Source organism: Marinobacter sp. B-12 (assembly GCF_056857915.1).
The window spans coordinates 158,655-181,498 of sequence record NZ_JBSXOB010000059.1; the positions used below are offsets into that span (position 1 = coordinate 158,655).

The following is a 22,844-nucleotide window of genomic DNA, read 5'->3' on the forward strand; positions in this document are numbered from 1 at the left end:
GCACTCCCTGCAGCAGAGGTTTACCCTCTCATCCAGTAAAGGGCACGGAACAGAACGCTTTTTACAAGCATGATGGATATGAACTGGTACTGGTCAGTCGCAAACCGGGATTTATAGTCTTCTTTCTTGCCCCAGCCAGCCAGCAAGTCCAGACGATGGGTGTCTCGCGCCTTGAACGCGCCTTCGATGGCGTAACCGAGATGCAATGAACCAAGGGATAACTTTCTGTGAAAGTTTTCATCAAACCCCGCCTGGATATTATAAACAACGCCCTGATACCACACGTCATAGAGTACTGAAACGACTCTGTCGTCACAATACAAAGCGGACAGCACCGGCTTGCCTCCTTCCTCTTCAACCCGTGACAGGAACTTCTTGTGAAACTCCAGGCTGGTTGGCGTTACACAGTTTTTCTTCCATCGCTCCAGATGAAACCGGTTGAGATATTGGAAGAAAGTATCTACATCCGATGGCCAAAGGTTTTCTTCCCGAACGTGCCCAAGTGACTCCAGCACTTTCCTGCGGTTGTACAGACGTAATCGGCTGTTAGCGCCAAGGGACGCAAGATAGCTGTCGAAGCTGCCGGATGTCGAAACAGCATAACCATTGTCTGAGGCCGTAATCCTGAATGCCCAGTTGTGCTTAGCCGCAATAGTCACCAACGCAGACAGCTCTTCAGAGCCCGTACGCAAGTCATTGAAAACAGCTTCTGTCCATGGTTCAGCCTGGAGAACTTGTTCCATCTTTCGCAACAATAGCTGTCCACTCAGGTTATCGGGGCAAAACTGATTATACTCCGTTCTGGGCGTTCTCAACTCGCGATAACTGGTTCCAACAAACTGAAGTGAGCGTACAGGCAACACCCCTTTCAGCCGGTATCGGGACTCGTACAGGCCCGATACCTGGCCATCCCATTCGCTGACCAGCCTGAAACCTTTCTGATTGCCCCAGGTTTCCCACCATGCACTTTGCCAGGCCTTGGTCTGGAACAGACTCATCATGGCAGCCTCTTCACAATGTGAGGCCCCAACAGGTTTGTTAACATCACCGGCAACCGTTGCCACACGGCTATCATCAGTCTGAATTTCGGATTGTCGGGATTGAGCGCAGGTAGTTTTTCACCGTCCGGTAGCACATAGTCCCAGTAGAGCTTCAGTGGCTGTGCACCCCATTGCTGTTTAAAGCGATAAGTTCCGGCATCCTGGCTGCAGCGGCCGAAATCAAACACGTCAAACCCTTGCTGGACAGCAAACTCCAGAACCTTCCAGTACATACTCATGTTGATACTGGTGTGGTTATAGCGGCGCAAGGTCGACGCCCAGGGAATCTCCATCCTGCCTTTGTAGCCGGTCAGAAAGGCGCAGCCCACTGCTCGTCCGTTTATCCGTGCAACTACCAGCCAGGCCAGTCCTTCCAGAGCCTGTAACAGATTGGCAAAGAAGTCCTTGCCATAAACCGGAGTACCAAGGTCGCGCATATTGACTGCGAAAACCCGATAAAACTCGTCGAGCAGTTCCGGCCCACCAATGGAAAGCTCAGTCATTTCCCGCTGCCCCCTGCGTATCTGCGCGCGCAACTTGGGCTGAAAACTGTCCCAAAGATCGTCGACGTTGTCCGGCAAAGGCAGCCAGAAGACTACTTTGTCGGTCTTCTGCGGCAGGCCCAGGGCGTTGTCCTGGCAGAAACGGAGTTCCAGGTGGCTGGCATTCACCTCCCGGCGCCATTGATCCGCGTGTGAAATAAGCTTCAGGGTAACTTCCCGGTTATCCGCCAACACACCTCCATAGTTGAAATAAGGCATGGCCACAAGGAAGTTACCAAACAGACGGCTGTTGAGCTGGACCAGAGGAAGCACACCAACCAGGTCATTTGTCTCGTCGAATGCACAGAAATATCTGGCACGGTGCCCACAAGTATCCTTGATGAACCTGGAGACTGCTGGGAGATGCCATACAGATGCGGCGGGATGCTCAGCCAGGTAGGCCTCGACGGCAGAAATGTCGTCGTCTGCACAACTTCGAACTGTAATTGCGCCGGAGGTTATTTTATTGGCAATGGCCGGGGGCTTCTCAATGGTCCCCGGCGCCCATTTTTTGGCTGACCGGGTTTCATTGAGCTGTTGTTTGAGCAGTTTTTGAAGCTGCTTGATCTCATCCGAGACCTGCTTCAGCTCGTCTATCAGCCTGTCTGCATTGCGGTCGGATTGTTTGGCCTCGCCAATTTGCCGGCTTAGGCGGCCTTTGCATTCTTTCAGCTCATCAAGCCGATGTTTTGAAACATCCAACCTGGGCTCAGGCATCTCCGTTCCCATTGCGCTATCCTTAACGATCTCTTAGACGACAACAGCACCAGCGGGTATCTTTGTCTGCGACAGTACATCCGAAACTGAGCCGAAACGGAAGTCGTCAAGCAATTGCTCGAGCCTCCCCATACATTTGTTCAGATTGTTATAATGCCTGAATCGTGACAGTGGTTTGACTTTTAATCGAGGCTGCCCGGTATCTATCTCCCAAGGATGGAGATAAAAAATAAACGGCTGCCCTGCCCGGTTAATCCTCCCAAGCCCCCATCGACTCAGCCAGTAGGGATAAAGGCGAAAGTATCCACCGCCCGCTATTGGCAGCCGATAACTACCCAACGGGCATGTCGAGAGCGGGAATTCGATCAGTGTGCCGCCCGCGGGAGCTTTCAGCCGATAGGGTTCGTGGGGCGTACCCGGCATACCGTAGCGGTCATGATGAACCGGAAAGATGGATGAGTCCCAGGTAAACCCTTCTTCACACAGGATATCCAGTGCCCAGCGCGACTGCGCGGTGATTGAGTAGCTGGCTGCCCTGTAGCCTGTAATCGGCTCACCGGTAATCTCTTCCAGTATCTGTTTCGATTTTCGGGTTTCGTCCCGGAATACCTCCGGGGTCTGCTGGTAGACCAACTGATGGCTGTAACCGTGACTTGCAATCTCGTGACCGGCTTTCTGAATACGCCTGATCAGCGCAGGAGACCGTTCAGCAACCCAGCCCAACGTAAAGAACGTCGCCTTCACGTCCCTTTGTGAAAACAGGTCAAGCAACCTATCTGTGTTGGCCTCAACGCGGTATTCCATGGACGACCAGTCGTTCCGGTCTACGGCTTCCGCAAGTGCCGCCACCTGGAAGTAATCTTCAACATCAATGGTCAGCGCGTTAATTGTCACTTCCATATTGCTCCGGATAATAGGCTTTCTACTGTGACTGCAAATCAGAAAAACTGGTAGCCAAGTGACAGCGATATCCAGTTTTCGTGGTACTCACTGGCGCCTGAGTCGCTGTCTCTGGTGGTATGGCCAATGCGACCACTGACATCAAGAGCCTGAGTCAGCTCATAAGTCAGGCCGATATCCGCACTGTAGGTGTCACTATTAATACCGTCAGACTCGAATGTGCGATGCTGATACCTTGCCCGGGTCTGAAGAGAGAGCAAGGTTGAGATTGTGCGGTTGTAATTAACTGAAAAACCGACCGAGTCTTCAACTTCGCCTGTCCTGAAGTACTCCGATCGGTTGCCAAATACGCCAACATCAATGCTTGATGCATCGCTGAATTGCCTGACAAAACCCGCGTTCAGTGCCGTTACCTCCACCGCACTGGTTTCACGAAGGTTAAAGACAACTTCCCCGAACCTGATGTCGAAATCGGATGTCTGATCGGTTAGCTCCCGGCTGCCTCTGATATAAGCCTGGGTTACGGGATTGATCTCCCGGTCCAGAGAGAAATTCCATACGATTCCATCGTTAGTCTGGGAGTTGCCTCCGAAACGGCTCTCTATTTCGCTGACCCCAATACTTCCCGACAAGCTTGTTGCCTGCCAGGATTTCGAGAAAAACAGGCTCGCCACGTCGGTATCTATTTCAGCACCCGTATCCAGCTCCGCCTGATTTGTTCTGAACTGAAGGCCGCCTGATAGGGTCTGGCTGAATAGGTGGTTCCAACTGGCGGTCCCGATGTAACGGTCACTGTCAGGATCCTCCGGTTCACTGAAGTCGGTGTTTTGATATTTTGCGGAAACTGTTAATTGGTCCAGTTTGCCAAGCATTAAAGTGTAAACAGGCCCGGTACTGAAAACGTTCTTTCGGGTGCGGTTGGCCGGGGTGTCGCTGGCCCTGGCGTTTTGTGTCACGTCGCGCAGGTTGTCTGACACTTCCCAGGAAAGTCCTCTCGCAATTTCACAGTCTCCGTCAAAATCCAGAGCTACGTAGTTCCTGGGATCAAACGTATCGTCATGCCAGACACCATAGCCAAGCTCTGCGGCAGTTCGTGCCTCACATTTGCCAGGGTCAGTCCGATGCGCAAGTGTCAGATTGACTCTTGTTTCCGTGTCACTGGTTTCGTTCGACGATGTGCGCGCTGCGTTGTCAGTGAACCGGCTGGTCAGCCCCCCTGACAGAGTCAGTGGCTCGGATTGGGCAACATTGGTAGCGGCAAGGACCGCGCAGGCAACCGCAAACCTGATAAATTCTGGGCACTTCCATCGCCCAGTTGATTTAGCCATTGATAACAGCTCCAACAAACTTTTCTGGATTAAACGCAGAAGCCGCCTGCTCAACACCATTGACAGTTACGCCTCCATGAGGGATCACCAGCATCGCGTAATCGCACAGATCGGCAAGTATGCGAGCATCAGGCGATTCAGTAATCGGTGCAGTATCCAGCACGATGAACCTGTCTGGATACCGTTTTCGAACAGCCTGCAAAAACTGCTTCATGCGGAACGAGGTGAAAAATTCGCTCGGTGTCTCACGTCGGCTACCCGCTGGTATCAGACGCAATCTGGGAATACCGGTCGGGTAAAGAATCCGTGAGATGTCAAAATCAGAATCGTCCAGGAAATCCGTCAGCCCGGCTTCAGGAGCAATATCCAGGGTCGAATGAAGGAAGGGGCTACGCAGATTGCAATCGATGATCAGGGCCGTTTTCGCCTCGTCAAATGCAAAAGCGGCAGCAAGGTTCAACGAAACAAATGAAGCGCCAGCGCCTATACCCGCGCCACTTACAACCATTGTGAAGTTGTTACCACCCGATTTTTCCAGCAGTTTGGTACGAAGGTTCCTGAAGTGGTTAACCAGTTTTCTGTTACGGGATTCAGGATAGATTATTCGCCTTTCATCCAGGTCATCCGGAGTTAGCCGCCGCGGCTCCTGCATCCGGACAATCTGTTTGCTGATGACGTATCGGTCGACGGATCCGGGGCCAAGTTCAAGCGAACTTGGCACAAGCACTCGAGAGTCGTCCCAATCAGAGTAGGATCTCCCCCCAGACACTTCGCCGCCTTTGCCATTACCATGACGTTCTGACCCGGATTGATAATCGCCATCCACGCCTCTGACCCGATTGTTTTTGCTGGCGTCTGAGTCCTGCTTACCGAAGATTTCGTTTTCCTGATCTGTTCTGGGATCGCTCATTAGAATACTCCAAACACTGCGGCCAGAGCGACTGCGATATAAGCCCCTGCGACGATCACCGCCATTACCGAAACTGCCAGCGTTACCCTGCGGTCCCGTCGTCTTTCGAATGGCGTACGCACTTCAGGAAACTGCTCCAGTATCGACAATTCAAGTACGTCCTCAACCTGTTCCCGGGAGCGCACTCTCGGGTCCACCTGCAACAAGGCCGCCACAGCACCGAACGGCGCGACTAATCCAATAAACAGTCCGGCAAGGGCAAACATTGAAAACTTCGGCCCGGAGGGACTATTGGGGTACTGTGCCGTTTCATTAATCCGGTAATTCAGCCCTTGCCCTTCAATATCGAGGTGCATGGAAACCCGTGCCGTCTCTCGGCGTTTAAGCAGATCGTTATAAATTTCCTTGTTAACTTCCAGATCTCGCGTCAACTCTGAGTACTGAGCCTTGTTTTCCTGGATAGCCTCCATGCGCTTTTTCTGCTCGGCAATCAGCCTTTCAAGGGACTGGATCCGCGTTTCCACTGTCTCGATCTCTGTGTTGGTGGTCACCAGTGTAGACCGTATGTCCTGGTAGACCGGGTTGGCAATGTTTACATCACCGAACGACTCTGGCGACTCCACCTGGCTTTCAAGAGCTCGCTGTCGTTGCTTCTTAAGCTCTGCAATCTGTTCACGCAGAATAACGATGTCCGGGTAGGTGTCGTGGTAGCGCAACCGCAAAGAGTCCAGTTGCTCTTCCATCGAATTGATGCGTTCCTGGTATGCATCACCGGTCTGCCCCTGCCGAATTCTGGGGTTGATATCCGTCATTTGTCGTTCAATCGCTTTAGCTCGAGTTTCAAGCTCTTCCTTCTCAAGCTGGGCGAGTTCCAGTCGATTTTGAAGGTTTGACAGCCGGGAGTTTGCACTTGCCTCGGTTCCATCAACGTTTTCTGAAAGGAACTGCTTCAGGCGCTCCTCGACCCCAGCGATCTGCCGTTCATAACTTTTCACCTGTTTATCGATAAAGTCATAGGCCGAACGGCTTTCAGCCCGTTTTCGCTTACTATTTTCCTCAATGAAAACCTGCCCCAGTCTCTGCGCGATCTGAAACGCCTTGAGGGGCGATGACGACGAATAGCCAATGCTAAAATAATTGTCGCCGCGCGTAGCCACCGACATACTACTTCGGATAGCGCTTATGCGGCCCGTCAGCGCGTTATCGCTCATGTCATCAGCATTTTCGCCAAAAATCTCAGTGTCCCTGGCGATTTTCTCCATTACGCTGCGAGTCCAAAGTAGCTCTCTGGCCGCAGATGCCTTTTCACTGATCCCGGTTGTGACGGCCCGGCCTTCCATCAATGGCCGAATGATATTTCGGTCGTCCACAAAAATAATAACCTGGGACTGGTACTTGTATGGCCAAAGGAATCCTGCCGCCAGCACACCAAAACTGACCGCCGCAAAAACAAACAATGCAAGCCACTTGCGGGTGCGGATCTCACGAACAACTTCTGTAGGTAACCGACTTAATGGAAGTGCCATAGTTATTACCTGCTACCTGATGGCGCCAACTGATTTACTACTCCTGAATGCATCAGATACGTCTCTCTGGCACTGTCAAAATATCTCCGGGGCGAAGCCTGTAATTGGTCGAAATATCACCTCGGGTCAGTATTTCATCCAGTTTGATGGGGATAGCCACAACCTCTCCGTCAACCATTCGATACAATACCGAATTGTTCGCAGCTGCAAAGGGTGACAGGCCACCTGAGTTCAGCACCATATCCAGTACAGTCATGCCGGCGCGGTGAGGAACGGAGGTTGGTTGCTGAACCGCTCCGGTTACCCGGACACGGTCACTGAATTCGTGGCTTCCCATACTGGTTACAACGACACTCACCTGGGGCTCACGAATGTAGGACTCCAGGCGCAACTCGATGTCCCTCGCTAGCTCTTCCGGTGCTAACCCACTGGCCTGCACATCGCCAGCGAGAGGAACAGATATCTTCCCATCAGGCCTGATAGGCACGGAAATGCTGAGATCATCGTTGCGCCAGACAGACACCCGGACAACGTCAGTCGCCCCCAGAATGTACTGATCGACGCTGTTTGTTGTATCAACAGCCAAGGCTTTCTGAATCTTCTCGGGTGATGACGTGCCGGGCCCGGCACAACCCGCAATGAGTGTTACCGCTGCCAGGGACATGAGAAGCCCCTTCAGTGAGTATTTCGATGACATTCGCAATCCTCTCTGTGTCCATTTTGGTTTCCGTATTTCGGGCAGAGCTGGTCCCGAAACTACCTTGATCCTTTTTTGAACAATACCACTTCTACTGTCTGAATTATAATCAACAAATCAAGCAACAGGCTTTGATTCTTGATGTAATAGAGGTCGTAACGGAGCTTTTCCCGAGTGTCCTCTTCATTGTCCGCATATGCAAAACAAAGCTGGGCCCAGCCGGTCAACCCCGGCTTGACGCGATGGCGCTCGCTGTAGAATGGAATCCTTTCCGACAATCGCTCTACAAATACCGGCCTTTCGGGGCGCGGGCCAACGAAGGCCATAGTGCCATTCAGCACATTGAAAATTTGTGGCAATTCGTCAATCCGCACCTTGCGGATAAAATCCCCTACCCGGGTAACCCGTGCGTCATCCTTGCTGGCCCATACTGCTCCGTTTTTCTCGGCGTCGGTTATCATTGAACGGAATTTATAGACCTTGAAAACGCGGCCGTTAAGCCCGACCCGTTCCTGGCTGTAGAATATCTTCGCTTTGAAGCCATCCTCAATCTTGATGGCGATGGCTGTCAGCAGCATCAGCGGCAAGCTGACCAGCAGAAGAAGAGCGGCGGACAATATGTCGAGGGAGCGCTTGCCAACCCCAAAAACAGACGAGACGGTGAACCCGTCGGAAAACACCAACCAGCCGCGAGTCACCATCTCCAGAGCCACTTTTCTGGACTCCCTTTCGTAGAACGCGGCGCCGTCTACAATCCGCACTCCTTCCATTTTGCATTCCAGCAAGTCTTCCATCGGCAGACCTTTGCGGCGGTCATCCACCGCCACCACAATCTCATTGACCGGGTGTTTAAGGATGTATTGCTGGAGCGTGGTTGGAATGTTCAGCAGATAGTCCTTGCTGACCTCAACCGGTTCACCGGGCAACGACACGAAACCGGTCAATATAAAGCCCTTGCGGTTAAAAGGCGTTCTGAGGTCCTCGTGAATCTGCCTGGCACGGAACCCAGCCCCCAACACCAGCACCTTTCGTTTGAAGCGTTCTTTGCCGACGGCAGCAAAAAAGAAGAGGCGGGCAATGCCCAAAAGGAAAAAACCGAAAACCGAGCCAGTGGTCAGTGCACTGCTTGTGCCGATGTACCACAGCCACTCGTTGGAAAGCAGATAGGCAAACCCGCACAAAGGGATACTGACCATCAGAGCCAGGATGGTGCGCAACATCATTCCCGACATACCTTCTTCCAGGCGGGACTGATGAACACCGAGGGCTACCATGACCAGCAGGTTGATTGCCGAAAACACGACCGCTGAAGGCAACAGGAAGCTCAGGTTGTCAAGGAAGAAGGAAACGTCGCCGAAATAGCGGAAAAACACAGCCAATGCGAAGGCGAACGCCAGCACGAGAAAATCAATCAGGCCGAGGATGGCATACGGAAGATGAATGTAGTGTCTGAACAATCTGACGTGGGCCACGCCAACTCCTTTTGCTGTTCGCAACCATGAAAGTACGCATCCAGTGCGTCTACATACAGCGCTACGTGAACAGCAGTGTACTGTAAATTTCCGTAACTGCAATCGCCGGTGAGCAAACAAACCCGCTATGATGTAAAGGAAACTGACAATTCATGGTTTTCAAATCGCCAGTTGCCTCTTTGTAGCAGGCTATTTTTTCTGCCGTTTACGCGCCATCAGCAGCCCAATCAGCCCTAGAGCTAAAAGTGCCAGTGTACCTGGCTCCGGAACAGCTACCATGCCGATGGTTACATTATCCAATCCGTACCCGTCATTGGAGTTGTTGGAGAAAATAGAAACACTGCCCAAGCCTTCTGTATCGAACAATGTGATGTAAAAAATACTTCCATTACCCAGTGCAGAACCGAAGATATTCCCGAAACTGAAATCTAAGCCGCCAATCGAGAACCGACCCCCAGCGTCGTTCGGATCTGTCATGTAAAAGCCTATGGCGCTGTAGCCTGCCACCAGGGATATGTTCATTTCCCGAGCATCCATACTGTCCAGCCAGTTGTTACCGGAGACGGAGTAGCGGCCATTGAAGGGCGTTGTGCCTGCATCCAGCACCGCAAGGCCGTTATCGCAGTCATAGCTGCCACTGTCACAAAGCCCCCCCGAACCGGCTACCACGCGGGTAAAGGAACCGACGCCGGCCTGGGAATTAATAGTGGCTGACTGGGTTCCGGGGGTGTAGTAGGTGTTGTCGTCGAAGGTTTCGGTAAGGAAACCACCGCTAAGGGAGGCCAGGAAGTCGCTCTCTGCCTGACTGGCTGCCGCTCCACCCTGGTCGCTGATTGCGAGAATAGGCGCCGCTGAAACCCAGGAACAAACACCAAAGAGCAGTCCTGTTGCGAGAATGGTTGTTATCTTTTTCATATCAGTACTCCATAGATCTGACGTACGTAGCGTACACAGGAGTACTGGTTGCATGGCTCGTGCCATAATTATAACTGTTTATGTTTCTGGCACTTATAAGACCTTACTCTCTGGGATGTAAATTAAACTGACACATATGTAACTTTTCCGTATCAGTGTCATATCACGAAAAGCTCCGCAAACTCTTGCACAGGCGTACTTTCCAGGGCCTTCTGGTCCTTGCAGAGCCGGAATATCTGTTCGCAGCGCTGGCCAGGGAACCGAGTGGCCAGATTGCTGTAGAATTTGTCTTCCAGCAGCGGAATCCCATCCTTCCGGCGCCGACGGTGACCGATGGGATATTCAACCGCAACTTTGTCCGTACTGGAGCCATCTTTGAAGAATACCTGGAGGGCATTGGCGATTGAACGTTTGTCCTCTTCCAGATACTCACGGGTATACCGTTCATCTTCCACTACTTCCATCTTTTCCCGGATGCTGTCGATGACCGGGTTTGCCTGATGGAAGCTGTCTTCATAATGCTCTGCAGTCAGGCTGCCAAAGATCAGCGGCACCGCAGCCATATACTGCAGGCAGTGGTCCCTGTCAGCGGCATTTGCGAGCTTGCCCTGCTTGGAGATAATGCGGATGGCGGACTCGTGGGTGGTAATGACGATGCGGTCAATTTCCTCCAGACGATCTTTAACATGGGGATGCAGCGTGACTGCCGCTTCCGCGGCTGTCTGTGCGTGAAACTCCGCCGGGAAGGAAATCTTGAACAGGATGTTCTCCATCACATAGGAGCCGAAATCCTGGGGCAAAGAAAACTGACGCTTATCCTCAGGCTTGACCTTCTGGTCCTTGTTGGTTTTGCTGAACAGCACGTCGTAGAAGCCCCACTGGGACGCTGTCAGTACGCTCGGGATACCCATCTCCCCTCTCATGGCGATATCTGCCAGCCGCACAGCGCGTGAGGTGGCGTCGCCCGCCGCCCAGGATTTTCGAGAGCCTGCATTCGGCGCGTGGCGGTAGGTTCGCAACGACTGGCCATCAACCCAGGCGTGGGATAGCGCTGACAGCAACTGCTCCCGGTTTGCGCCCATCAGTTTCGCGGTGACGGCTGTGGACGCCACTTTGACCAGTACTACATGATCCAGCCCTACCCTGTTGAAAGAGTTTTCCAGCGCCAATACACCCTGAATTTCATGGGCCATGATCATGGCTTCAAGCACATCCTTCATGGACAGTGGTGCTTTGCCTTCCGCTACCCGTTTCTGGGAAAGGTGGTCAGCCACCGCCAGAATGCCCCCCAGGTTGTCGGATGGGTGGCCCCATTCGGCGGCAAGCCAGGTATCGTTGTAGTCCAGCCAGCGGACGATGCAACCGATATCCCAGGCCGCTTTCACCGGATCCAGCCGGAACGAGGTTCCCGGAACTCGAGCACCGTGCGGAACGACAGTACCCTCGACCAATGGGCCAAGGTGCTTGGTACACTCTGGGAACCGCAGGGCAAGCAGGCCACAGCCTAGTGTATCCATCAGGCAATTTCGGGCGGTATTCATGGCCTCTTGGCTCTTTATCCGATAACTGAGGGTGTAATCGGCAATCGTCTGCAGGAGGTGGTCGTAGTCGGGGCGATCGTTCAGATCAAAAGTTGCTGACATTGAACTGTGTCCCTTTTGGGAAGTTTTATCCGTTTCAGCCTAGTTGAACAAACCATGAAATTCATGCACATGTAATTATAATATCGACATATTTAAAATATTCATGCCTCTGTACGATACACAAATAAACGGAAAATTATTTAAATCTCACTATTTTCAATAAGTTAAATTAGATAGAAAGAACCCCAATCCTTTATTTATTTTAGTTAACAAGTAATTACGCAAATAAGTTAAAATTTTTTAATAAACAGCCCCCATACAATTTCCCAAATTTCGCTTTAACTGATTGTTTGTATTTCAATTCTTTATCACCTTTCGTTTTCCAAGCCGTAATACTATAACGTGGTCTTCCCAGCCTTATCTCGCCTATAATTCCGGCCTAATTATGAACAACCCGTCAGCTAACCTTAACAACTGTCAACAACATCGATAAACCGTGGAAACGCCAGTGACCAGCACCTATACCAAATCTGCAATTGCCGAATGGCTCACTATTCTGGGTGAATCCGGAGTAGTCGTGACTGGCGCAGAGAACTTCGGTGCCTCCACAACAGGTACAAGCCGTACTATTCCGGCCGTGCTTCGGCCAGAGAATCAGGAACAGGTGGCAGCGGTTCTGCAGGTCGCGCAACGTTGGCAGGTCGCGGTTTACCCCGTGAGCACCGGTAATAACTGGGGCTACGGCAGTGCAAACCCTGTTGAAGACGACTGTATCATTCTTGATCTGAGCCGGCTTGACCGTATTTCCGGTTTTGACCCTGAAATGGGCGTTGTAACTGTTGAGCCTGGCGTAACCCAAGGTGCCCTGAGGGATTTTCTTGATCATCAGGAAGGAAATTATCTCGTTCCAGTGACCGGTGCAGGCCCCACTTGCAGCATCCTCGGGAACGCCCTTGAACGGGGTTACGGCATCACGCCTGTTACAGACCATTTTGCGGCAGTGACGAAGATTGAAGCGATCCTGCCCGATGGCACCCGATACCAGACGCCGCTCAGCGAACTCGGCGCAGCGGAAGTAGACGGGCTTTTCAAGTGGGGACTGGGCCCCTATCTTGACGGACTTTTCAGCCAGGGGAATTTCGGCGTGGTTGTAAATATGACCATCGCCCTCGCGCCCGTTCCCGAAACCGTGACAGCATTTTTCTTCTCGACAAAAGACGATGCCAAACTGGAAGCACTGATCCCCACTGTCAGGGCCGTGTTGCGAGCCCTCGGCGGTTCTGTGGTGGCGATCAACCTGCTCAACAGCCAACGCATGCTCTCGATGATGACGCCCTTTCCAGAGGACAAGGCTGTTAACGGTGTCCTGCCCGCCCATGAAGTTGAAAGCATGGCCAACAGTCACGGTGTTCCTGCCTGGAGTGGTGTTGGTGCTATTTATGCCTCGAAGGAAGTCGCCCGTGCGGCCCGACGCACGCTACGACGACTTCTTGGCCCAGTAACCGACCGCCTCATCTTTATTAACCGACGGAAAGTTAACACGGTCCAGGCTGTTGCCCGCTTGCTGCCTGGCAGGCTGGCCACACGGGTTAAGGGCATGGCGGATACGCTCTCCGGAGCACTGGAAATCATGCATGGCTCCCCCAATGATGTCGCGCTGGCACTGGCGTATTGGCGCTCAGGTAATCTGCCACCGCCCGGACAACCCAAAAACCCCGCCCGCGATGGCTGCGGTCTCATATGGTTCGCGCCGCTGGTTCCGATACGAGGGGACGATGTTCGCCGTTATATCAACATGATCGAGAGAGTTTGCCCCCAGTATGGCGTTAATCCACTCATTACATTGACAACCGTAAATGATCGCTGCTTCGACTCGACTGTTCCCCTGCTCTTTGACCGCAGCGATGCTGATGCGACCGCAAAAGCCAACGACTGCTATCGCGCACTGGTCAGCGCGGGGCAACAGGAAGGCTTCCTGCCCTATCGCCTCAACAATGATGCGATGGGAATTCTGAATACCGGCGACTCTGCGTTTTCCAGACTTGCCAGTCAACTGAAAGCCACAGTTGACCCCAATTTTATCCTGGCGCCCGGACGTTACGTGCCCAGGATAAAACGTTCCGAGGTCTGATGAGCTGTAACCTCGATACACCCGTAGTACGCCGTCAGTTGATGTTCAGACGGCGCTTTTTTTCACTGCGACTATCGCTCTAACAGCGCCCTGAATGGGACAGAATGAGGATCCAGAGATGCACAAAGGGTTTGCACTTCAGCACGAAGCAGACAAAACAATAAACCAGCCTGCTTACGAAGACGTCAGCACCATTTTCAACTCGGTATTCGACGTCCAGTTGGCGATGTGCCCTGAGACGATCGATGAAGTCTTTGCAGTCCGGTATCAGGTTTATTGCATTGACCGGCCTTTCGAGGACCCGAATTGCTTTGCCGATAAACGGGAGCACGATGCATACGACCCTCGATCCGCACATGCCTTGATCCGGCACCGGATAACCGGAGACAGCGTCGCTGCCGTTCGTCTCGTTATGGCGGGTGACAACCCGGAACAGGCCGATTTTCCCATGGAAGGCCCTTGTCTCCCCCGGATGGGCCTGCATGCACAGAAAGCATTTGCCGACGCTCGCCGAGAGAACATTGCTGAAATATCCCGGATGGCGGTCAGCCGGGAGTTCCGGCGGCGGCTCAATGAGGACGAGTCAACCTCAGGTATCAGTGATTTCACCTGTTACAGCGATGCTGAAAATGGCAAACGCGCCATGCCCTATATCAGCCTGGGGCTTTTTTCAGCCATCCTCCAGATGTCGGTCAAACATGGCATAACTCACTGGATGGCCGTCATGGAGCCCGCACAGCTGCGCCTCTTGAAACGGTTTGGGGTGGAATTTGATCATGTAGGGCCCGTCATGGAGTACCACGGTCGCCGCCGCCCTGCCTTCACCGAAGCAGCATCACTGATCGACGGCATCAGGAAACGCCGTCCGGATGTCTGGTCGCTGATTACTGACGACGGGCGATACTTGCCGGCGAGACCGGATACCGGCTACGAGGCAAATGAGAGGGAAGTTGCCTGACCGGCAACTGAGTGACTCTGAGTGATCGTCAAGGCTGTCCGCACCGAGACAAGCTCAACATAAAAAAGCCCCCACAGAGAGGTGGGGGCTTCTTTATTCATGCACTATCGTCTGAACGTTATGATTGCTCAAACGTTAGACATTTGCTGCTTTCTTCCTGCGGGCCAGACCAAGACCGGCTAGGCCGAGACCCAACAGTGCCAAGGTGCCTGGTTCAGGTACTTCTCTTGCCTCTATACGGAACCGGGTGGAGAAGTTGTTGGTTTCGCCTTCTTCAGTGAGAAGACCAACACACCCAACGCCGGCTCCCGCTTCTATACAGGCGTCGTCCGCCAATACACCCAATCCAATGATTTCGAGGAAGACGGTGTAGTTGTAATCGTCAAGAATGAACGACGAAGCGAACTCGAAACCGCCCGAGCCATTTGGAACAGCACCCAAATCGTCGAAGTTGTCGATCGTGAAGATGTCATCGCAAACGGAGACAGAATCATCAACACAGGTGCCACTGTTCATCGTTTCATTGAAGAAGCTCACGAACGGAGTAGATGTTGGAGGCAACGCGCCACCCGGAGGAGCAAACGGGGTCAGCGTCAGCGTGGAGGTGAGCGTAAAACCGGAGAGTGCGGCACCCCTGGCAGGGAGAACATTGTTAGTATGAGTAAAAACTCCCCCAGCTACGAAGCCCCCATTAGTTTCAAGGCCACTCGGCGCACTTACGTCGGTGATCGAAACGGACGACTGATCTCCAGAACCAACACCCCAAGACAGTTTACGATTCGAGTCAGACGCCGTAACGCTGCCATCTCCAGCAGTCGCAGACACGTCCGAGAAAACGCTGCTGACATCATATCCCCAGTCGGTAATCATCACCGCACTGGCAGACTGAGCGATCAGAGCAAATGGCACGATAAGAGTTGATAAGAACGTTCTTTTAAATGCAGTTTTCATAGTTTCTCTCCTTGAATGTGAACGCTGGCAGCTGAAATTCAGGCAAGCAAGTCAGCGGTGAACTACTATAAGCATCAGCCATACCATTTATTGAAAATCCTTTTATTTAAATAACTTATAATTAAAACCCAATTATTGTATAGGGTCAGGTGTAAGCATCTTCGACATCAGATCCTCGTTAATGCATCGCCTTAAGCGCCATGTAAATTTTCAAATAAGTTTTAGAGCGGTCGTTTCTCGGGTTGGGTTCGAAAAAGGCATCTAAAAGCATCTGAATAGTTCGTTTTATAGCGATTCCATTATAAAAAACGAGTCTTAGCGACTGGGCAGCACTAAGATGCGTAAAGTATTCTGACGCCACGACGACAGGGTTGTGTGTAACCTATCCGGATATAAGGATTAAACAACGACGCAATTACGGGCTGGCCGGGGGTTGACTCTGGCGATGGCCGGCAATGCCTATTGGCATGCTGGAATTTGGGCTGCGCCGCCGTAGTAGTAGGGAGGTTTAAGTACCGTCGTCGGATTACGCCTACCGGGCCGTAATCCGACAACTTAATCACATACTCACTGGGACACCTCTACAACGCTAACGAATCCCCGGGCACCCTAACCCAACCTTCCATAAGCACTCGTGCACTGCGGCTCATGATGGCTTTGGTGGCAGTCCACTGACCATTGACCAGGCTGGCTTGCGCGCCGACCTGCAAGGTGCCCGAGGGATGGCCGAAGGTCACGGAAGTCCTGTCTCCTCCTCCAGCGGCCAGGTTAACCAGAGTTCCCGGTACCGCGGCTGCAATAGCAATAGCAACGGCGGCGGTGCCCATCATCGCGTGGTGGAGCTTACCCATGGAAAGGGCCCGCACCAGCACGCCCACATCCCCTGCCCCAATGGCCTTGCCACTGGAAGACACATAGTCAGACGGCTTTGCCACAAACGCTACCTTGGGCGTGTGCTGGCGGCTGGCGGCCTCTTCCACGGACTGAATCAGTCCCATTTTGACAGCACCGTGGGCGCGGATGGTTTCGAACATCGCCAGCGCTTCGGGGTTGCTATTGATGTCATCCTGCAGTTCCGTGCCCTTGTAGCCAATATCGTCTGCATTCAGGAAGATGGTGGGAATGCCGGCATTGATCATGGTGGCCTTGAGGGTGCCAACACCGGGTACTTCCAGGTCGTCCACCAGGTTGCCTGTGGGGAACATGGCACCTTCGCCGTCGGCGGGGTCCATGAATTCCACCTGAACTTCGGCCGCCGGGAAGGTCACGCCGTCCAGTTCGAAATCACCGGTTTCCTGCACTTCACCATTGGTGATGGGAATGCGGGCAACGATGGTTTTCCGGATATTGGCCTGCCAGATGCGAACCGTGGCAATACCGTTTTCCGGAATACGCTCTTGGGCAACGAAACCACCATTGATGGCGAATGCGCCGACGGCAGCGCTCAGGTTGCCGCAATTCCCGCTCCAGTCGACGAAAGGCTTGTCGATGGAGACCTGACCAAAGAGGTAGTCCACGTCGTGGTCCGGTTGTGTTGGCTCGGCCAGGATCACGGTCTTGCTGGTGCTGGAGGTAGCACCGCCCATGCCGTCGATCTGCTTCTGGTAAGGGTCCGGGCTGCCGATCACACGCAGCAGGAGGTTATCCCGGGCTTTGCCCGGGACTTGTGCCGCCTCGGGCAGATCCTTCAACCGAAAGAACACGCCCTTGCTGGTGCCGCCACGCATGTAGGTGGCGGGGACTTTGATCTGGGGCGCGTGGGTCATGCGGCGCCCTCCGATTGCAGGAAGTCCTCGGCAAAGCGCTGAAGCACACCACCAGCACTATAAATAGACACTTCTTCCGCTGTATCCAGGCGGCAAATTACGGGCACACGCTCGGTACTGCCGTTCTTGCGATGGATAACCAGCGTGAGTCCTGCGCGAGGTGCAGCAGTGCCTTCCACGTCGTAGGTTTCGGTTCCCTCAATACCCAGGGTTTGCCGTGTGATGCCTTCCTCGAACTGCAGGGGCATAACGCCCATGCCGACGAGATTGGTGCGGTGAATGCGCTCAAAGCCTTCCGCAACGATCGCTTCCACACCTGCCAGGGCCACACCCTTGGCCGCCCAGTCACGGGAAGAACCCTGGCCATAGTCTGCACCGGCGATGATGATCAGCGGCTGCTTCCGTTCCATATAGGTTTCGATGGCTTCCCACATGCGGGTGACCTTGCCTTCCGGCTCAACCCTTGCCAGGGAGCCCTGCCTCACCTTGCCGCTCTCGTCCCGCACCATTTCATTGAACAGTTTCGGGTTGGCGAAGGTAGCACGTTGTGCCGTCAGGTGATCGCCCCGATGGGTGGCGTAGGAGTTAAAGTCTTCCTCCGGCACACCCATTTTATGCAGGTATTCACCGGCTGCGCTGTCCATCAGGATCGCGTTGGACGGCGACAGGTGATCGGTGGTGATGTTGTCCGGCAACACCGCCAGCGGGCGCATACCCTTGAGGGTTTTCTCGCCTACCATGCCACCTTCCCAGTACGGCGGGCGGCGAATGTAGGTGCTCTGGGGGCGCCAGTCGTAGTTCGGGTTGGTGTTGGCGTGCGCATCCCGGGTGATGTCGAACATCGGGATGTACGTGCTGCGGAACTGCTCCGGCTTCACGCTGGACTTCACGATGGCATCAATTTCCGCATCATCCGGCCAGATGTCCTTCAAGGTAATGGGATTGCCATCCTTGTCGTGACCCAGGGCGTCTTTCTCGATGTCGAAACGGATGGTGCCTGCAATCGCATAGGCCACCACAAGTGGCGGTGATGCCAGGAACGCCTGCTTGGCGTAGGGGTGAATGCGGCCGTCAAAGTTCCGGTTGCCCGAGAGCACGGCGGTGGAATACAGGTCCCGATCAACAATTTCCTTCTGGATCTTCGGGTCCAGTGCGCCGCTCATGCCATTGCAGGTGGTGCAGGCGAAAGCCACTACGCCGAAGCCGAGTTCTTCCAGCTCGGACATCAGGCTGGCTTCTTCCAGATACATTTTTACCGTCTTGGAGCCCGGCGCCAGGGAAGTCTTTACCCAGGGTTTGCGAGTCAGGCCCAGCTTGTTGGCATTACGGGCGATCAGGCCTGCGGCCACCATATTGCGGGGGTTGCTGGTGTTCGTGCAACTGGTAATCGCGGCGATGATGCACGCGCCGTCCGGCATCTTGCCCTCAACCTTTTCCCACTTGCCGGCAACACCGCGCTCAGCCAGTTCGGAGGTGGGAAGGTGCGCGTGGGGGTTGGACGGGCCTGCCAGCGTACGGTGCACCTTTGACAGGTCAAACGTCAGCACTCGCTCATATTCGGCGTTTTTCATGCTGTCGGCCCACAGGCCTGTCTCTTTGGCGTATGTCTCAACCAGGGCGACCTGGTCGTCTTCACGCCCGGTCAGCTTGAGGTAATCGATGGTCTGGCCGTCGATATAGAACATCGCCGCCGTGGCACCGTATTCCGGAGTCATGTTGGAGATGGTGGCCCGGTCACCTACGGTCAGGCTGTCGGCGCCTTCGCCGTAGAATTCCAGGTAGGCACCTACCACCCTTTCCTTACGCAGGAATTCAGTGATAGCCAGCACCATGTCGGTACCTGTGATCCCCGGTTGCAGCTTGCCCTTGAGCTCCACACCCACGATGTCCGGCAGGCGCATCATGGAGGCGCGGCCCAGCATCACGCTTTCGGCTTCAAGGCCGCCAACACCCACGGAAATAACACCAAGGGCATCTACCATTGGCGTGTGGCTGTCGGTTCCCACGCAGGTATCCGGATACGCAATACCGTCACGGTTCTGAACCACCGGCGACATCTTCTCCAGGTTGATCTGGTGCATGATGCCGTTGCCCGGAGGAATCACATCCACATTCTTGAACGCAGTCTTGGTCCAGTTGATGAAGTGGAAGCGGTCGTCGTTGCGACGGTCTTCCACGGCACGGTTTTTCTCAAACGCGTCTTTCTCGAAACCGGCGTGCTCAACGGCCAGCGAGTGATCCACGATCAACTGGGTGGGCACCACCGGATTGACTTTCGCCGGATCACCACCCTTTTCCTTGATGGCATCGCGCAGGCCAGCCAGATCTACCAGGGCCGTCTGGCCAAGGATGTCATGGCAAACCACGCGGGCCGGGTACCAAGGAAAATCCAGGTCCCGTTTGCGCTCGATCAGCTGCTTGAGGGAATCCGTCAATGCCGACGGGTCACAACGACGAACCAGCTGCTCTGCCAGGATCTTGGAAGTGTACGGCAGTTTGTCGTAGGCGCCAGGCTGGATGTCTTCCACAGCCTGACGGGTGTCAAAATACTCCAGGTCGGTGCCCGGGAGGGGTTTGCGGTAATCAGTGTTCATGGGCGGTACTCAAATTCTGGTTTATCGGATTACGGCCGCTCGTCGATCGGCACCCATTTAGAATCCGCCGGGCCATCGTAGTCGGCACTTGGGCGAATGATGCGGTTATTTTCACGCTGTTCTTTCACGTGGGCGGTCCAACCAGACACTCGCGACATCACGAAGATGGGAGTAAACAGTTCGGTCGGGATACCCATGAAGTGATAGGCGGAGGCATGGAAGAAGTCGGCGTTGCAGAACAGCTTCTTCTCGCGCCACATGACCTCCTCACAACGAACCGATACCGGGTACAGAACGGTATCACCCACTTCCTTGGCGAGCTCCTCCGACCATTTCTTGATGATGGCGTTGCGGGGATCAGACTCCCTGTAGATCGCATGGCCGAAGCCCATGATCTTCTCTTTGCGCTCCAGCATGCCCAGCAGGCCTTTCTCGGCTTCGTCCGGGGTCTGGAATTTCTGGATCAGCGCCATGGCCGCCTCATTGGCACCACCGTGGAGCGGGCCGCGCAGGGTACCAATGGCACCGGTCACGCAGCTGTGGATATCCGACAGGGTGGAAGCACACACACGAGCCGTGAAGGTAGAGGCGTTGAACTCATGCTCTGCATAAAGAATCAGCGACACGTTCATAACGCGCTCATGCAGTTCGCTGGGTTTCTTGCCGTGAAGCAGTTCCAGGAAATGGCCACCAATGGAATCCACGTCGCTGGCGGTATCGATACGCACGCCTTCATGGGCGAAGCGGTACCAGTAGGTGATGATGGCCGGGAACAGTGCCAGCATGCGGTCAATCTTGTCGTTCTGCTGGCTGAAGTCGGTCTCTGTTTCCAGGTTGCCCAGCATTGAGCAGCCGGTACGCATGACGTCCATGGGGTGAGCATCTTTGGGAATGTGCTCCAGGACAGATTTCACGGCGTATGGCAGTTCACGCATACTCACAAGTTTTGTCTTGTAGTCCTCAAGCTCCTGCCGGTTAGGCAGCTTGCCGCGCAACAGCAGGTAAGCCACTTCCTCGAACTGGGCGTGGTCCGCCAGGTCGCTGATGTCATAGCCACGATAAGTCAGGCCGGCGCCGGATTGGCCAACAGTACACAGTGACGTTACGCCAGCCACCTGGCCGCGAAGACCTGCGCCTCCGAGTTGTTTTGCTTCAGCCATGGTTTTCCCCCTCATCAATGTTTGGATTTTGATTAACCCTTTTTCTGCTGGAACAGCTCGTCCAGCTTCTGTTCGAAATCGTGGTAGTTCAGGAAATCGTATAACTCCATCCGCGTTTGCATAAGGTCAACCACGTCTTTCTGGTCACCTTTCTCGAGGATGTTTTCGTAAACTGTCAGTGCCGCCTTGTTCATGGCGCGAAAGGCACTCAATGGATACAGCACCATACCGGCGCCGGCTTCTGCAAGCTCCTTGCGATTGTACAACGGCGTGGCACCGAACTCGGTAATATTGGCCAGCACCGGCACGTCCAGGGCTTCAGAAAAGGCCTTGTAGTGCTCCAACTCGGTCACCGCTTCGGCGAAAATGCCGTCGGCGCCTGCCTCAATGCAGGCCTTTGCGCGCTCAATGGCCGCTTCCAGACCTTCTTTCTGGAACGCATCGGTGCGGGCCATGATGAAAAAGTCATCGTCCTGACGGGCATCCACGGCGGCCTTGATGCGATCCACCATTTCTTCCTGGGAGACGATTTCCTTGTTCGGTCGGTGACCACAGCGTTTCTGGGCAACCTGATCCTCGATATGAACCGCCGCTGCGCCAGCGCGTTCCATTTCACGGATTGTGCGAGCAATGTTGAAGGCCCCGCCCCATCCGGTATCGATGTCTACCAGCAGCGGGACGTCGGTGGCCGCAGTGATGCGGCGGACATCCTCGACCACATCGTTCAGAGTGGTCATGCCCAGATCCGGCAAACCATAGGAAGCATTGGCAACACCGCCTCCGGACAGGTAGATGGCCTGGTGACCGACCTTTTCCGCCATCATGGCAGTATAGGCGTTGATGGTACCGACAATCTGTAAGGGATGGTTTTCTTTCAGGGCTTTGCGGAAGCGTGCGCCTGGGGATAGTGTTTTGGACATGAGTAACCTCGTCATTTGGTGTGATGGTTCTAGATCGTTAAATCGCCTTGCTGGATCTTTTTCTCGATGTTTCTGCGGGCCGCATGGATATGTCGTTTCATCAGGAATTCCGCCAGCTCGCCGTCACGCTGAGCTATGGCTTCAACAATTCTGCGATGCTCCCCCAGCGCCATGTGAGGGCGCCCGGATGACGTGCTCAAACGGTAACGGTACATCCGGACCATATAGTAAAGATCACCCAGCAGCATTTGCGCGAGTTTAGTGTTGCGACTGCCGGTGGCAATTCGGTGATGGAAGTCGTAGTCGCCTTCCGCCTGATAGTAGGCCTGACCCTGTGCCTGTTCGATCATTCGCTCATGGCTATCGAGGGTGGCGGACAGGTCAGCGATTTCCTGATCGGTCATTCGCTCGGCGGCCTGACGGGCGGCGAGCCCCTCCATGGTTTCGCGAATGCGGTAGAGTTCCATGAGTTCATCAGCGCTGACTGAGACCACCTTTACCCCGGCGTGGGGCCGGCGTACCAGTAACCCTCGGGATTCAAGGCGGCCAAGCGCCTCGCGCAGCGGGCCACGGGTAAGATTGAAACGGGAGCAGAGTTCGACTTCGCCGATCTTTTCGCCAGGGGCAAGGTCGCCCTTCACGATGGCCGTTTGCAGACAATCGAAGGCTTCATCGGCACGGGTATAGGTTTGGGCGATAGCTTCCGGCATATTTTGTCAACAATAGTGACTGGA

General features: G+C 54.1%; 18 protein-coding genes. 2 read left to right on the plus strand and 16 right to left on the minus strand.

The window, feature by feature from the left end; genetic code table 11:
* Nucleotides 1–20 precede the first annotated feature (20 nt).
* From AC13D2_RS14205 to prpD, 10 genes are all read right to left on the minus strand, one after another.
* Nucleotides 21–1,001, minus strand: a complete 981-nt coding sequence (locus tag AC13D2_RS14205; protein ID WP_227664073.1) for a GNAT family N-acetyltransferase — start codon at nt 999–1,001, stop codon at nt 21–23.
* Nucleotides 998–2,311 carry a FemAB family XrtA/PEP-CTERM system-associated protein gene (locus AC13D2_RS14210; protein WP_482938820.1) on the minus strand — a complete coding sequence of 438 codons (1,314 nt, stop codon included), beginning with the start codon at nt 2,309–2,311 and terminating at the stop codon, nt 998–1,000. Before AC13D2_RS14210 ends, AC13D2_RS14205 begins: the two co-directional genes overlap by 4 nt.
* A 21-nt stretch (nt 2,312–2,332) precedes the next feature.
* Nucleotides 2,333–3,199, minus strand: a complete 867-nt coding sequence (locus AC13D2_RS14215; protein ID WP_288353258.1) for an XrtA system polysaccharide deacetylase — start codon at nt 3,197–3,199, stop codon at nt 2,333–2,335.
* Between the two features lie 38 nt (nt 3,200–3,237).
* Nucleotides 3,238–4,527: an outer membrane beta-barrel protein gene (locus AC13D2_RS14220; RefSeq protein ID WP_482938821.1), complete on the minus strand. Its 1,290-nt coding sequence runs from the start codon at nt 4,525–4,527 to the stop codon at nt 3,238–3,240.
* Nucleotides 4,520–5,353, minus strand: coding sequence for a P-loop NTPase family protein (locus tag AC13D2_RS14225; RefSeq protein ID WP_482938822.1), 834 nt, complete (start codon nt 5,351–5,353; stop codon nt 4,520–4,522). The genes AC13D2_RS14220 and AC13D2_RS14225 overlap by 8 nt, the downstream gene beginning before the upstream one ends.
* An 83-nt stretch (nt 5,354–5,436) precedes the next feature.
* On the minus strand, nt 5,437–6,963 hold the full coding sequence (locus tag AC13D2_RS14230) for an XrtA system polysaccharide chain length determinant (protein ID WP_482938823.1): 1,527 nt from the start codon (nt 6,961–6,963) through the stop codon (nt 5,437–5,439).
* A 52-nt stretch (nt 6,964–7,015) separates the two neighbouring features.
* On the minus strand, nt 7,016–7,660 hold the full coding sequence (locus AC13D2_RS14235) for an XrtA/PEP-CTERM system exopolysaccharide export protein (RefSeq protein WP_199448597.1): 645 nt from the start codon (nt 7,658–7,660) through the stop codon (nt 7,016–7,018).
* A gap of 59 nt (nt 7,661–7,719) precedes the next feature.
* Nucleotides 7,720–9,132, minus strand: a complete 1,413-nt coding sequence (locus AC13D2_RS14240; protein WP_199448598.1) for a TIGR03013 family XrtA/PEP-CTERM system glycosyltransferase — start codon at nt 9,130–9,132, stop codon at nt 7,720–7,722.
* A gap of 189 nt (nt 9,133–9,321) precedes the next feature.
* Nucleotides 9,322–10,047: a PEP-CTERM sorting domain-containing protein gene (locus AC13D2_RS14245; protein WP_482938824.1), complete on the minus strand. Its 726-nt coding sequence runs from the start codon at nt 10,045–10,047 to the stop codon at nt 9,322–9,324.
* A gap of 158 nt (nt 10,048–10,205) precedes the next feature.
* Nucleotides 10,206–11,690, minus strand: coding sequence for a 2-methylcitrate dehydratase (gene prpD / locus AC13D2_RS14250; protein WP_482938825.1), 1,485 nt, complete (start codon nt 11,688–11,690; stop codon nt 10,206–10,208).
* Between the two features lie 448 nt (nt 11,691–12,138).
* Here prpD and AC13D2_RS14255 point away from each other — a divergent pair, with 448 nt between their 5' ends.
* Both AC13D2_RS14255 and AC13D2_RS14260 read left to right on the plus strand, forming a co-directional pair.
* Nucleotides 12,139–13,761, plus strand: coding sequence for an FAD-binding oxidoreductase (locus AC13D2_RS14255; protein ID WP_482938826.1), 1,623 nt, complete (start codon nt 12,139–12,141; stop codon nt 13,759–13,761).
* A gap of 118 nt (nt 13,762–13,879) precedes the next feature.
* Entirely contained in the window at nt 13,880–14,719 is an 840-nt protein-coding gene (locus AC13D2_RS14260) for a PEP-CTERM/exosortase system-associated acyltransferase (RefSeq protein WP_482938827.1), read from the plus strand.
* A 135-nt stretch (nt 14,720–14,854) separates the two neighbouring features.
* Here the strand turns inward: AC13D2_RS14260 and AC13D2_RS14265 are convergent, their stop codons facing one another.
* The 6 genes from AC13D2_RS14265 to AC13D2_RS14290 all read right to left on the minus strand — a co-directional run bounded on the left by AC13D2_RS14265 (nt 14,855) and on the right by AC13D2_RS14290 (nt 22,820).
* Entirely contained in the window at nt 14,855–15,670 is an 816-nt protein-coding gene (locus AC13D2_RS14265) for a THxN family PEP-CTERM protein (RefSeq protein ID WP_288353250.1), read from the minus strand.
* A gap of 581 nt (nt 15,671–16,251) precedes the next feature.
* On the minus strand, nt 16,252–17,436 hold the full coding sequence (gene prpF / locus AC13D2_RS14270; protein ID WP_482938828.1) for a 2-methylaconitate cis-trans isomerase PrpF: 1,185 nt from the start codon (nt 17,434–17,436) through the stop codon (nt 16,252–16,254).
* Nucleotides 17,433–20,030, minus strand: coding sequence for a Fe/S-dependent 2-methylisocitrate dehydratase AcnD (acnD, locus tag AC13D2_RS14275; RefSeq protein WP_482938829.1), 2,598 nt, complete (start codon nt 20,028–20,030; stop codon nt 17,433–17,435). Before acnD ends, prpF begins: the two co-directional genes overlap by 4 nt.
* Nucleotides 20,031–20,059: 29 nt before the next feature.
* The gene (prpC, locus tag AC13D2_RS14280; RefSeq protein WP_317305623.1) at nt 20,060–21,190 is read right to left on the minus strand and encodes a bifunctional 2-methylcitrate synthase/citrate synthase; all 1,131 of its coding nucleotides are present in this window, start codon (nt 21,188–21,190) and stop codon (nt 20,060–20,062) included.
* A gap of 32 nt (nt 21,191–21,222) precedes the next feature.
* Nucleotides 21,223–22,110: a methylisocitrate lyase gene (prpB, locus tag AC13D2_RS14285; RefSeq protein WP_278367441.1), complete on the minus strand. Its 888-nt coding sequence runs from the start codon at nt 22,108–22,110 to the stop codon at nt 21,223–21,225.
* A 29-nt stretch (nt 22,111–22,139) separates the two neighbouring features.
* Nucleotides 22,140–22,820, minus strand: a complete 681-nt coding sequence (locus tag AC13D2_RS14290) for a GntR family transcriptional regulator (RefSeq protein WP_317305621.1) — start codon at nt 22,818–22,820, stop codon at nt 22,140–22,142.
* Between the last annotated feature and the right edge of the window lie 24 nt (nt 22,821–22,844).